Annotated in this window: 8 protein-coding genes; 5 read left to right on the top strand and 3 right to left on the bottom strand. The window is 61.2% G+C overall.

The window, feature by feature from the left end; genetic code table 11:
- Positions 1-10: 10 nt before the first annotated feature.
- The 4 genes from OC450_RS05905 to OC450_RS05930 all read left to right on the top strand — a co-directional run bounded on the left by OC450_RS05905 (position 11) and on the right by OC450_RS05930 (position 10,803).
- A complete protein-coding gene (locus OC450_RS05905; protein ID WP_211386734.1) occupies positions 11-1,762 on the top strand; it encodes a type I secretion system permease/ATPase in 1,752 nt (583 codons plus the stop codon).
- Entirely contained in the window at positions 1,759-4,440 is a 2,682-nt protein-coding gene (locus tag OC450_RS34315) for a cadherin-like domain-containing protein (RefSeq protein WP_315986376.1), read from the top strand. Before OC450_RS05905 ends, OC450_RS34315 begins: the two co-directional genes overlap by 4 nt.
- A 13-nt stretch (positions 4,441-4,453) precedes the next feature.
- Positions 4,454-5,818: an HlyD family type I secretion periplasmic adaptor subunit gene (locus tag OC450_RS05925; RefSeq protein WP_262047452.1), complete on the top strand. Its 1,365-nt coding sequence runs from the start codon at positions 4,454-4,456 to the stop codon at positions 5,816-5,818.
- 1,013 nt (positions 5,819-6,831) lie between these two features.
- Positions 6,832-10,803: a hypothetical protein gene (locus OC450_RS05930; protein WP_256807957.1), complete on the top strand. Its 3,972-nt coding sequence runs from the start codon at positions 6,832-6,834 to the stop codon at positions 10,801-10,803.
- A gap of 108 nt (positions 10,804-10,911) precedes the next feature.
- Here the strand turns inward: OC450_RS05930 and OC450_RS05935 are convergent, their stop codons facing one another.
- From OC450_RS05935 to OC450_RS05945, 3 genes are all read right to left on the bottom strand, one after another.
- Complete coding sequence (locus OC450_RS05935) at positions 10,912-11,238, bottom strand: hypothetical protein (RefSeq protein ID WP_211386730.1); 327 nt, start codon at positions 11,236-11,238, stop codon at positions 10,912-10,914.
- 203 nt (positions 11,239-11,441) lie between these two features.
- Complete coding sequence (locus OC450_RS05940; protein ID WP_211386729.1) at positions 11,442-11,666, bottom strand: hypothetical protein; 225 nt, start codon at positions 11,664-11,666, stop codon at positions 11,442-11,444.
- A gap of 163 nt (positions 11,667-11,829) precedes the next feature.
- Positions 11,830-12,090: a hypothetical protein gene (locus tag OC450_RS05945; RefSeq protein WP_211386728.1), complete on the bottom strand. Its 261-nt coding sequence runs from the start codon at positions 12,088-12,090 to the stop codon at positions 11,830-11,832.
- Positions 12,091-12,289: 199 nt separating this feature from the next.
- On the opposite strand from OC450_RS05945, the gene OC450_RS05950 reads away from it, so the two are divergent.
- Positions 12,290-12,730 (top strand): hypothetical protein, encoded by a 441-nt coding sequence (locus tag OC450_RS05950; protein ID WP_211386727.1) that lies wholly within the window; start codon positions 12,290-12,292, stop codon positions 12,728-12,730.
- Positions 12,731-12,750 lie beyond the last annotated feature (20 nt).

The following is a 12,750-nucleotide window of genomic DNA, read 5'->3' on the forward strand; positions in this document are numbered from 1 at the left end:
TTCACACCCAATGGCGAAATCGAAAGAACTTACCGCTGCGAAACGCCGCCGGCTCAGGGAATTGACGCAGGGCCTGCGAGGCGTTGCTCTCTTCCTCTTCATGGTCTCCGGCATGATCAACGTGCTGGCGTTGACCGGCTCGGTTTACATGATGCAGATATACGACCGGGCTCTGACCAGCGGCAGCGTGCCGACGCTGCTGGTACTCTCTACGCTTGCGATCGGGCTTTATTTGTTCCAGGGCTGTTTCGACGTAGTTCGCTCCCAGGTACTGGTGCGGGTCGGAGCTCGGATCGACCGCAAGATTGCACCGCTGGCGCATCGGGTCGCGATCGACATGCCGCGCTTCGGCTTCTCGACCTCCGAGGCGCTCGAGCGCGGTCGCGATGTCGATACGGTCCGCGGCTTCCTCGGCAGCCAGGGTCCTTCGGCGCTGTTCGACCTGCCGTGGATGCCAATCTACCTCACCTTCATCTATGTCCTGCATCCGATGCTGGGCGCACTGACCGTAGCTGGCGCCCTCGTTCTCGTCGTGCTCACGGTCGTGAGCGAGATCATGACCAAGCGGCTCGCCGTCAATTTACGAAAATCTGCGATCGCGCGAAATGGCATTGCGGACTGCAATGCGCGCAATGCCGAAGTCCTCAAGGCGATGGGCTTCGCGGGCCGTGCCGTGGGCCGCTTCAACGAGGCCAACGGGGAGCATCTCGAGCTCCAGACCCGCGCCAACGACATAACCGGCTCGTTCGCTGCGGTGTCGCGCGTGCTGCGCATGGTGCTCCAGTCGGCGCTGCTCGGTCTCGGCGCCTATCTCACCATCAAAGGCGAACTGTCCGCCGGCACGATCATCGCAGTATCGGTGGCCTCTGCCCGGGCGCTTGCTCCCGTCGATCTCGCGATTGGCAATTGGAAATCCTTCATCGCCGCGCGCATGGCCTATCATCGGCTTCGTGACACCGTTGTGGCGCTCGCTGCCGCCGATGAACCCATGCAACTCCCCGAGCCGACCGAGCGTCTCTCGGTCGACAAGATCACGGTCGCGGTGCCGGGATCAGGTCAAGTCGTGCTGAGCGAGGTCGGCTTCGAGCTCGAGGCCGGCCAGGCGCTCGGCATCATCGGCCCCAGCGCCGGCGGCAAGACCACGCTGGTGCGGGCGTTGACCGGGATTTGGCCAGTGCTGCGCGGCAGCGTCCGGCTCGACGGCGCAGATCTTTCGCAATGGCGGGAGGACGAGATCGGCAAACATATCGGCTATCTGCCGCAGGAGATCGCCCTGATGGATGCCACCATCCAGGACAACATCTGCCGTCTCGAGCCGGATCCGGACTACCGTAAGGTTATAGAGGCTGCGAAAGCGGCTGGCGTCCACGACATGATCGTCCGGATGCCGGACGGTTATCGCACCAGGCTTGGACCTCAAGGCTGCGCGCTATCCGCTGGCCAGCGGCAGCGGGTGGCGTTGGCACGCGCGCTCTATGGCAATCCCTTCATCGTCGTCATGGACGAGCCGAACTCGAATCTCGACGGAGAGGGAGAGGCGGCGCTGACGGCCGCGATCGAGAGCATACGAGCCCGCGGCGGCATCGCCATCGTGATCGCGCACCGGCCAAGCGCGCTGGTTGCAGTCGACCTCGTCGCCATCGTTCAAGCTGGCCGCATGGTCGCATTCGGCAAGAAGCAAGACATCATGACCCCGGTCCTGCAGCCGACGGCGGCTACCGAAACCCGTGAGACCGAATCCCAGATGAGGAGGCCCGCATGATCAACATTCAGGCCACCAAGCGGCAAACCAGCGAGACCGGGCCCGACCGTGAGGACTACGAGGAGAAGGAGGATCGGCGCCGTCGTTTCGTGCCGCTCATCTTTCTGCTGATCGTCGGCTCCTGCACTGCCTACCTGAAGAGCTTCCTGCCGGCGACGCTGGCGGAGCACGATGATCACCGGCCGCCGCACAGCTCGGATACTGAGGAGCAGGCCATCAAGGAGGACGACGCCGTCGCCGATTCGGAAGCCGAGCCCGGTGATGTCGAGATGGCTCCAAAAACGTCCGGCAAGACTGAAGCGGTACGGATTTCAGCCCGCCCGGACGAGGAAGCCGTTGCGTTTGGGTCCAGTGACGTCATCGCACTGGCGCGCACCTCGCAGCCGAAACTCGACACCGATTTCGGCGGCGAAACGCCGAGGAGCGCCAGCGACAGACGCTTTCCTGACCGCCCCGATGCTCCGAATGGCGGTGGCGGTGGCGGTGGCGGCGGAGGCGGGGGTGGAGGCGGCGGCGACAAGCCCAACAATACGCGCGATCCTCCAGGTCCGGCGCCGGATATCCGCAATCGCGCGCCGCGGCTTTCCGGCCCGGTCCACCTGCCCGATGTGGCCGGATGTCAGGCGCTCACCATCACCATCATGGCGCTGCTGGCGGGCGCCACCGATCCGGACGGCGATCGTCTCACCGTGGTCGGCCTGTCCTCCTCGTCCGGCACGTTGACGCGGACTGAGGACGGCGGCTGGGAGTTCGCGCACGACCGCGGCATGCTCGGCGAAGTCACTCTGACTTACGCCGTCAGCGACGGCAGCGATTTCGTGGTTCAGACCGCATCCTTCAATGTCGTCGAGGCGCCACCGATCATCGGGACCGAAGGCGACGACAATCTGCTTGGTACCAAGTGTGCGGATACCATTATCGCGCTCGGCGGCAACGACAACATCGACGCCCGCGAGGGGAACGACAAGATATTCGCGGGCGATGGCGACGATCACATCTTGGCCGGCGCGGGCGACGACGTCGTCTACGCGGGCGCAGGTAACGATATTGTATTCGCGGGCGCCGGCAACGACATCGTATTCGGCGGCGCCGGCAACGACAGAATTTTCGGTGAAGCCGGCAACGATACACTTTACGGCGAAGATGGCGACGACCACATCGAAGGCGGCGCAGGGCGTGACATCCTGTTGGCGGGCTCTGGAAACGATTTTCTTCAGGGAGATGAGAACGACGACACGCTCGATGGTGGTGCGGGCAATGACCAGATGTCGGGCGGCACCGGAAACGACGTATTGGCCGGAGGCGCGGGCAACGACGTCATGACCGGCAACGCCGGCAACGACACGCTTGCCGATGGAGCGGGCTCGGACGTCGTCATGGGTGGCGAAGGCGACGATCACGTCCTGGCTTCGGCTGACGCGACAAGCGACACGTTCGAGGGCGGCATTGGGACAGACACACTGGACTATTCGTCGGCCGAGCGCAGCATCGTCGTCGACCTCGGCACCGGCAGTGCGGTCGGTGAAGACATTGGTGCAGACAGCATCGCCGGGTTCGAAGTCGTTGTCGGCGGCGCCGGCGATGACATTCTCAGTGCGGGCACGACCGCAGCATCGATCGACGGCGGGGCCGGCGACGACGTGATCACGGGAGGTGCCGGTGATGACGTTCTGGTTGGAAACTCAGGCAACGACTCCATTTCAGACGGCGCCGGGGCCGACATCGTCAAGGGTGGGGAGGGCGAAGATCGCGTCCTGGCTTCGGCCGATGCGACAAGCGACACGTTCGAGGGCGGCAACGGGACCGACACGCTGGACTATTCGTCGGCCGTGCGCAGCATTGTCGTCGACCTCAGCACCGGCAGTGTGGTCGGTGAAGACATTGGTGTGGACAGCATCGCCGGGTTCGAGGTCGTTGTCGGGGGCGCCGGCGATGACATTCTCGGTGCGGGCACGACCGCAGCATCGATCGACGGCGGGGCCGGCGACGACGTGATCACGGGAGGTGCCGGTGATGACGTTCTGGTTGGAAGCTCGGACAACGACTCCATTTCGGATGGCGCCGGTGCCGATATCGTCAGGGGTGGGGAGGGCGACGATCATGTGGTCGCATCCGCCGATGCGGCTCCTGACAATTATGACGGAAATTCGGGTTACGACACGCTGGATTATTCGGCGACCGCGCTGAACGTCACCATCGATCTGCGCAACGGAACAGCGCAAGGCATCGGGATTGGCGAGGACCTGATTGCGGGTTTCGAGGAGATCATTGCGGGTTCCGGCGACGATCGCATCGTGTCCGCCGACGCCTCCGTGACGATGACGGGCGGCGCCGGTCGCGACGTTTTTGAGTTCCAGCGCGGGTCCAATGAGGATCCCGGTCGCGACGTGGTACGGAAGATCACGGACTTCACGATCGGGGACCGAATCGTCGTCGCAAGCTATCAGATCATTCTTGGTGATGATGACGCGCAGCAACAGATCGAGGACTTGTTCGAACAAGTCTACGCGGATGACGACAATAGCGGCCATGGCAGAGCGGTTCGCTTCCGCTTCGAAGACCTTGCGGATGGTCAATATACCGCCATTGACGTGGCCGACCGCCCCGATCCGGAAGACGTCCTGACTATCGAGATTTCCGGTCACCACCATCTGCAGTTCGCGGCCATTCACTCGTAAAGGACACCAAGCCATGAAGCATGTCGATGCCTCCGACTTCGTGCCCGCTCCGGCACCCGCCAGGTCCGACAGGCCGGCTGTAGCCGCGAGGCCTTTTCGCCTCTGGCCACGTATCCTGGCTGGCACGGTGCTGAGTGGAATGCTCGTGGCCGGCTGCGGCGGCTGGGCCGCGATGGCGATGCTGGAGGGGGCCATCGTTGCTCCGGGCTCCGTCAAAGTCGACCAGAACCTCAAGGAGGTCCAGCATCGGGACGGCGGCATCGTCAAGACGCTTGCGGTTCGGCAGGGAGAGTTCGTGCGTGAGGGACAAATACTGGCAACCCTCGACGACGTTCAGATCCGGGCGGAACTTCTCATCGTGTGCTCCCAGCTCGTCGAATCGCTTGGACGCCGCGCGCGTTTGCTAGCCGAACGCGACAACTTGGCGGCCATTGAAATCCCGTCGGATCTTCATGCCATCTTCTCGAGGACTGCCGACGACGTGATCCACGGTGAAACCCGCCTCTTCACCGGCAACAAGATCGCCAGGGACAGCCAGAAGGAGCAGCTCGAACTGAGCATCGGCCAGACCGGCGAGGAGATCAGGGGCATGGAAGCGCGCCTCGCCGCAAAGGAGGAGGAGTTGAAGCTGGTGATGTCCGAACGCGACAAGCTGCAAGATCTGTTCGAGCGCAAGATTGTCGAACATCAGCGCGTTTACGCAGCCCACCGTGATACGGCGCGCCTGCTCGGGGAGCGCGGCGAAATTCAGGCAAGCATCGCTCGCGCCAAGGTGCGGACCAGTGAGATTCGGGTCCAAATCATTGCCGTCGATCATAACGCGGCCACGGAAGCCCAGAAAGAGCTGCGCACGGTGGACGCGCGAATCGCGGAGCTTCACGAGCGTCGGCTCGCGATCGAGGATCGCCTTTCTCGCACCGAAATCCGTTCGCCGGCTTCTGGCCACATCAATGAACTGTTTGCCTTCACGGTGGGAGGCGTCATCACGCCGGCTGCCAAGATCGCGACCGTGGTCCCGGAGAACGCTGAACTGAAATTCGAGATCAAAGTCTCACCGGCTGACATCGATCAGGTAAGAGTAGGGCAGCCTGCCCGCATCAGGCTTACTGCCTTCAATCGTACAACGACACCGGAATTGAAGGGCACGGTGGCGATGGTGTCGCCAGCATCGGCGCGCGATCCGGCAAACGGTCAGGAGTACTATTTGACCCAGATAAAGCTGCTTCCAAGCGAGGATGAGATTGTCCAACTGAAGGGGCTCAAGCTCGTCCCGGGCATGCCCGCTGAAGTGTTTGTATCCACACAGGAACGCACCGCGGCCTCCTATCTCCTAAAGCCATTCAGCGATCAGATGAACCGCGCATTCCGCGAAAGGTAGATTATTGGCCGATAGTCCGCTGATTGAGCCGTGAAGGTGAGCTTGATCATGTGAGTCAGCTCATGTGAGAACCTGCCGCCTCGCTCGATGACGGGTGCGGATGCCAAGCTCATCGTCAATGTTTTCGCGATGACTGCCTGGATTTACTCAATTCCCGATGTGACCCCCCTAACCGTTCCGGCCGTTTACATCGCGGCTGTAACCGATTGACCTAGACGGAGCCTCCGCGAGTCGTTTTTACAGCTAAGTATCTATAATAACGCACAAAAGCCAGGGGCGGCTTGTGCGCGCGGCATGGCTCTTCGTTCGCCGGCAAAGATAGTCCGGCGCTGCGCGGTAGGTCAGAGGACTACCGTCGCACCACCAGCACGCCCACCAGGAACGCCATCATCGGCGACGGCAACGGCGCCTCGCGCACCATGCCGCGCGCGATGTTCGCTCAGCGCTGCTCCGGGACCTGCTTGGCGAACTGGCTTTCACCATCGGCGTCATGCCCCAATCCGAGGCGAAGTGATCTCGTTCGCGGCCAAACGCGGGCCGTCGGACGCGGAAGATGGCAGCCTCCTGTTGCTCGCGCCGCGCGAGCGCCATCACCGTCATCGTCGCGACCGCCGCGGGCAACGTCATCTCGTCAACCAGGGTGGACACCGCGCCGGCGACGCCGCGTGCGTGATGGGCTCGCATGGTCATGATCTTGTTCCATGCACTGCATGGAACTGGCGGCGAGGGGAGGCCGGTTCCCGAGTAACGCCGAATGATCGGGCGCCGGCAAGTTGCGCAGAAGCTCGCTTAACGACGCCGTTGCGTCGGCTCAGCTGATGTCGTCGATCTCGCGCGAGCGGACGTGAATTCTGGTGGTTCCTTCCACCGTCATCCTGATGTGGGCATGGAATCCTCGCTGATGTAGGGAACAGCCGAAAATTTAGGCGAAAGCCGAACAATTTTAGCTTTCATGAAGGGAGTTTTCTTAGGAGAGCTTGCCAGTCTGAGCTCCACGACCAATGGGGCTCTACATGTCAAACACGACGGTTACCAGCGCGTCGAGTTTCTTGAATTCTCTCGGCGCCAACACCAATGCGGGCGCTTATACCGACGCATATACAAACTCCAGCCTGATCATCAGCAGCCTGAACTATCTGGGCATCAGTCACGTTCGCGACTCTTACAGCGCAATCGGGCATGCAAATGCCGTCGTCGACGCGCTTGCCAATGCAGGTATCTCTTTCGATTTTCGCGTCAGCTACACGCTGCCCGAGTCGGGCAGCAGCGGGCTGGCCAGCTACATCGCTTCTCTTGCGGAGTTCGCGACGGAGCACCCGGGCGCTCTGTCGTCCATCGAAGGCATCAACGAAGCCAACCTGAACACCTTTTCCTACAACGGACTGACCTCGCTTGAAGGCGCAGCAGCGTTTCAGGAGGCTCTTTATACCGCTGTGAAGGCCAACGGTGTTCTCAGCGACGTCACCGTCGTCAACTTCAGTATCGGATACCAGACCGACGCGACGAACGCTGTAGTCGGCGACATGAGCGCCTATTCGGACGCGGCGAATGCCCACGTCTATGTGCAGACAGGCGCGCTTGCTGACGCTCAGATCGAAGACGATCTCGGTCTGGCGCAGGATATTTCGACGAACGATCCGGTCATTGTGACGGAGACCGGCTATACGACATTGTCGAGCGTCACCGGCATCGGCGTAAACGAAGACGCGCAGGCGAAGCTTGTCCTCTCCAATCTGCTTCTGGCGTATGAAGACGGATCCTCCGCCACCTATCTTTACGAGCTGTTTGACTCGCCATCCTCGGCGTCTCGCGGCGAAAAGGAAGCCTCGTTCGGTCTCTTCCATGTTGATGGAACGCCTAAGGAAGCCGCTGTCGCCCTCCACAATCTGACGACCATCTTGAGCCACGGTGACGACGGCAGCTCTCATACCGGCTCGGATCTGAGCTATACGCTTTCCAATGCGCCCAGCAACACTCATACGATGCTGATGAACAAGTCAGGCGGCGTCAGCGATCTCGTCGTATGGGCCGATACGCTCGTATGGGACAATGCGACCCAGACCGAAATCACGACGCCGGAAACTTCCGTTACCGTTCGTCTCGGGCAGGTGGAAAGTGTCATTTACGTTTATGATCCGCTGACAGGTACCGACCCGATTGCGGTGTATTACAACACCAGCACGATCCAGATCGGGCTCAGCGATCACCCGTTGGTGATCGAAGTCGGCGCGCCTTCCGCAGCGGCCGAAGTCCCGACGACGGTGGACTACGACCTCACGATGACATCGGCCGACTTCGTCGCTCAGATGGACACTCTGGTGAGCGCCGCCGGACTGGAAAAGGTGACCTTGAGCGACTCGCATGTTCTGGCCGTCTCGTCGTCCGAGACCATGCAATACGTCATTGCCCGCTATGGCGATCTCCTGTCGAAGATCGACGGCGGTTATTCCTTCTCCGTCACCTGGAGCGGCAGCGGCTGGATCAAGGAGCAGGATTTTGACGCCGGCGGTTCCCTTACCGAGACCATCGTTTGGGGTGTCAGCAGCAGCGGTGCGATCACCTCGAAAAGCATTGCGCAGACCGACGGGCGGCTCGACTATTATCACTACGGCATTACCGGCCAATCCTACACGTCAGATCACACTGCGTACGATGCGGGCGGCAAGGTCACGCTGATCGAGCGCTTCCACGCCGATGGCAGCTATCAGTACAAGGCTGTGTACAACACTGACGGTTCCAAGGTTTATGATTACTTCAGCGGCACCGGTGCGCTGAGCACGGAAATCAGCGTGACGTCTTCCAGCACGGTCACGACCACCTATGATCCCGCGACCGGATACAAGCTCCAGGTTCATACGATCAATTCGGACGGCAGTGCCGACAACAAGGCCTATACAAACGGCGTGTTGATGAAGGACAACGTCCTTCACAGGGACGGCTCGTCCGAGGTCTACGTCTACAATGTCATCGGCCAGTCCTATACGACGACCCACCAGGTGACTGACGCGAACGGCAAGGTCACGCTGATCGAGCGCTTCCACGCCGACGGCAGCTATCAGTACAAGGTGGTTTACAACTCGGATGGCTCCAAGGTCTACGATTACTATACGAGCACGGGAGCTCACAGCTCCGAAGTGGTCATCACGTCGGCCGGCACCACGACAACGACCTATGATGCGACGACGGGCTACAAGCTCAGCGTTTATACGGCAAACGTGGACGGCAGCGCCGACAACAAGGCCTATACAAACGGCGCTTTGATGAAGGACAACGTCCGTCACAAGGACGGCTCGTCCGAGGTCTACGTCTACAATATCGCGGGCCAGTCCTACACGACGACCCATCAGGCGAGCGACGCGAGCGGCAAGGTGACGCTGATCGAGCGCTTCCACGCCGACGGCAGCTATCAGTACAAGGTGGTTTACAACTCGGATGGCTCCAAGGTCTACGATTACTATACGAGCACGGGAGCTCACAGCTCCGAAGTGGTCATCACGTCGGCTGGCACCACGACAACGACCTATGATGCGACGACGGGCTACAAGCTCAGCGTTTATACGGCAAACGTGGACGGCAGCGCCGACAACAAGGCCTATGCAAACGGCGCTTTGATGAAGGACAACGTCCGTCACAAGGACGGGGCGTCCGAGGTCTACGTCTACAATATCGCGGGCCAGTCCTACACGACGACCCATCAGGCGAGCGACGCGAGCGGCAAGGTGACGCTGGTCGAGCGCTTCCACGCCGACGGCAGCTATCAGTACAAGGTGGTTTACAACTCGGATGGCTCCAAGGTCTACGACTACTATACGAGCTCAGGGCTTCACAGCTCCGAAGTGGCCATCACATCGACCAGCACCACGACAACTACGTATGACACAGCGACGGGCTACAAGCTCACGGACTACATTGCGAATGCAGACGGCAGCGCTGAGAACAAGACTTACACCAATGGTGTGCTGACGAAGGACAACGTCCTTCACAAGGATGGCTCTTCGGATGCCTATGTCTATCAAATCACCGGGCAGTCCTACACTTCGACCCATCAAGCCAGTGACGCCGGCGGCAATGCAACACTTGTCGAACGGTTCCACTCCGACGGCACTTACGACTACAAGGCGGCCTACCACGCGGATGGTTCGAAGCTCTACGACTATTATACCAGCACCGGCAAATTGAGCACGGAGGTCTCGGTCACCTCGACCGGCACCACCACCGCCACCTACGACACCTTGGCCGGCTACAAGCTGACCGAGTACACGGCCAACGTGGACGGTAGCGCAGAGAATAAATCCTATACGGGCGGTGTGCTGATCAAGGACAGCGTTCTTCACAAGGACGGCTCGTCGGATGCCTATGTCTATCAAATCACCGGGCAGTCCTACACCTCGACGCATCAAGCCAACGACGACGGCGGCAACCTAACGCTCGTCGAACGCTTCCACTCCGACGGCAGCTACGATTATCTGGAAAAGCACAATTCAGATGGTAGCAAGGAAATCTCCAACTACTCCAGCACCGGTGCGATCCTCAACCACACGCTCATCGAGGCTGGCGGCGCCCGTGCTGTCGACTATTACAGCCAGGATGGGACCGGTGATATCCGCACCGATACGATGGATCTTAGCGGCAACCTGACGATGCGCGAATATACGCACACCAGCGGGGCCCACGAAGTCTATGCTTATGCCGACAACTTGAATCTTGCCGGTGGCACGGGCAACGATTCGTTCTACTTCCGCTCCACCAATGGCGGCACGGTAGCCTATCAGGGCGGCAATGACACGGTCTACAGCTTCAACACCGATACCTCCGCCGGCACGGACAAGATCTCGGTCAGCTCTTTGCTTGCTGCAAGTTTCAACGATCTTCACATGACCCAGCAGGGTTCGGATGTCCTGGTCACACTGGACAGCCACGATACAATCCTGATCAAGGGGTCCACGGTCGCGAACCTTCACAGCGATTACTTCATGTTCACGTAATAGCGGCTCGGGTCCAAAGCTCGTGTCCAAGAAGGGCGCTTGCGGCGGCAGAAAGCGCCCTTGGCTCGCCGGCACTGATGGAGCGGCGCGGCACGGCAGGTCGGGGGACTACCGCCTCGCCACCAGCACACCGAGCATGAATGCCACCATCAGCGACGGCAACGGCGCCTCGCGCACCATGCCGCGAACGATTTCCGGCCAGTGCCGGTCTGGGACGAGTCGCGGGGACCTGACGTGAACCGTCGGCTCGATGCCCCAGCTCGACGCGAGTTCGGCGATCTCGCTCGTGGCCAGTCGCTCGCCGTCGCGGACACGGAAGATGGCGGTGTCCACCCGCTCGCGCGGCGCAAGCAGCATCAGCGTCGTGATGGCCGTGCGCAACGTCATCTCGCCGAAGCCTTGCAGCCTTACCGATTCCTCGGGGTCGGACGTCATGCGAATTACCTCACAGCGCGAAATGGCGCGCGATGGTGAATGCCGTCGCCGCGCACAGGACCAGCGTGGACACCGCGCCGGCCACCCCGCGGGCGAGATAGGTCCGCGTCAGGTGCCTAGTCATGATTTTGCTCCATGCTCGGCATGGCAATGGCGGGGGCCAACGTTGGTTCCTTGCGCGCCAGGCGAATCGCAAACGCCGGCTATTTCCGCAGCAACTCGCTCAGTGCCGCCGTCGCTTCGGCGCAGCGGATGTCGTCGATCTCGCGCGACAGCCTGAGCGCGCTCGATCTGAGTTCTTCGACCTTCCAGCTCTCCGGATGCTGGTTTTCGAGCTGACCGAGACGCTTGTTGAGATCGTCCAGTCTCGATTGAAGCTGCCCGATGCTGGCGGCCCCGTTCACTTTCCAAACGCGTTGTGCACGCATCGTCGTTCCCCTGCTAGTCTCACGGCGTTGTGAGAGCGGTTCGTGGCCGGAATGGGAGTTTGTTTTGTCCGGCTTCAGACGGCAGGGAACCGTTGCAGATGGGCAACGCGAGTTCCCTCGCGGTATCGGGGTGCGGCTCGAGCTATCGCCCAGATCGTGCGCGTCAGGCAGCGCGCGGCCACTCGGGCGACTGCTTTTCAAGCCGGCTTTCGAGAATTGCGATACTCACCTGGATATTGTCGCGCCGGGCCCTCAGGTTCTGCGCGAGCATGGGGTAGGCGAGGTTTTTGGGATCGGAGATTCCAGCTCTCCGCTCTTCGTCCAGAATGTCGGCGTCGATCATCTGCATGCGCCAACGCAGATCGGAGATCAGGGCGTGGAGCTGGGTCGGCATGGTCGCTTCGAAACGGTACGTCGGCTGCATGGCAATCGCCTCACTTTGAGACAGACCCACTGCGGATCTGAGGGATTGACTGTCGTGCAGCAAGGAGAATGCCAGCGCGCGGGCTGAGGGAGCAGATCTGGTTCTCCGCCGGGCGCGATTGCTTCGAGGACGCTCCGGAACGATTGCCACTCCTTCCCGTTGCTGCAGGGACCTCGACAACGAGGCGATCGAGGGACCCATGCCGCTCATCCGCTATTTCGTCTTCATCGGCGGCGCTCTGCTCGCCCTCCTGTTCCTTGCAGATCACTACATGGGTGGCCCCGTGAGCGCGGCCGCCGGGACGGGTCCGGATCGATCGATTGCGCGCGTTCATTCTGCGCAAGTCTGGCCCGAGAAGATCGTGCTTGATACCAGGGTACGGCAAATTTCCCTGTCCAAGGCCGAGGCGGTTCCGCCGACCTCCGTACCTGCCGTCGTAAACGCGATCCCGACGCAGGAGAGCCCGCGCCAAGCTTTTGCGATGGTGACGCAGCCTGCCGCGACGCCGAAGGAAGTGGCGCGGACCGTTCCGAACAAGCGCATTGCGGAGCGGCACCATCGACGCCAGCCATCGCGCATGGCGGCGCGCGATCAGACGATGTTCTTTAACGCGCCTGTCTCAGCCTCGGCGGGATGGTAAGTCGCGCGCTGTGAGGGCGT

Origin of the sequence: Bradyrhizobium sp. Bra78 (assembly GCF_024519855.1) — a bacterium.
Lineage (GTDB): Bacteria > Pseudomonadota > Alphaproteobacteria > Rhizobiales > Xanthobacteraceae > Bradyrhizobium > Bradyrhizobium japonicum_G.

Bases quoted from the DNA above. Each gene is read 5' to 3' on its own strand.
- OC450_RS34315 (WP_315986376.1), top strand. From the start codon at position 1,759: ATGATCAACATTCAGGCCACCAAGCGGCAAACCAGCGAGACCGGGCCC.
- OC450_RS05925 (WP_262047452.1), top strand. From the start codon at position 4,454: ATGAAGCATGTCGATGCCTCCGACTTCGTGCCCGCTCCGGCACCCGCC.
- OC450_RS05945 (WP_211386728.1), bottom strand. From the start codon at position 12,090: ATGCAGCCGACGTACCGTTTCGAAGCGACCATGCCGACCCAGCTCCAC.
- OC450_RS05905 (WP_211386734.1), top strand. From the start codon at position 11: ATGGCGAAATCGAAAGAACTTACCGCTGCGAAACGCCGCCGGCTCAGG.
- OC450_RS05950 (WP_211386727.1), top strand. From the start codon at position 12,290: ATGCCGCTCATCCGCTATTTCGTCTTCATCGGCGGCGCTCTGCTCGCC.
- OC450_RS05940 (WP_211386729.1), bottom strand. From the start codon at position 11,666: ATGCGTGCACAACGCGTTTGGAAAGTGAACGGGGCCGCCAGCATCGGG.
- OC450_RS05935 (WP_211386730.1), bottom strand. From the start codon at position 11,238: ATGACGTCCGACCCCGAGGAATCGGTAAGGCTGCAAGGCTTCGGCGAG.
- OC450_RS05930 (WP_256807957.1), top strand. From the start codon at position 6,832: ATGTCAAACACGACGGTTACCAGCGCGTCGAGTTTCTTGAATTCTCTC.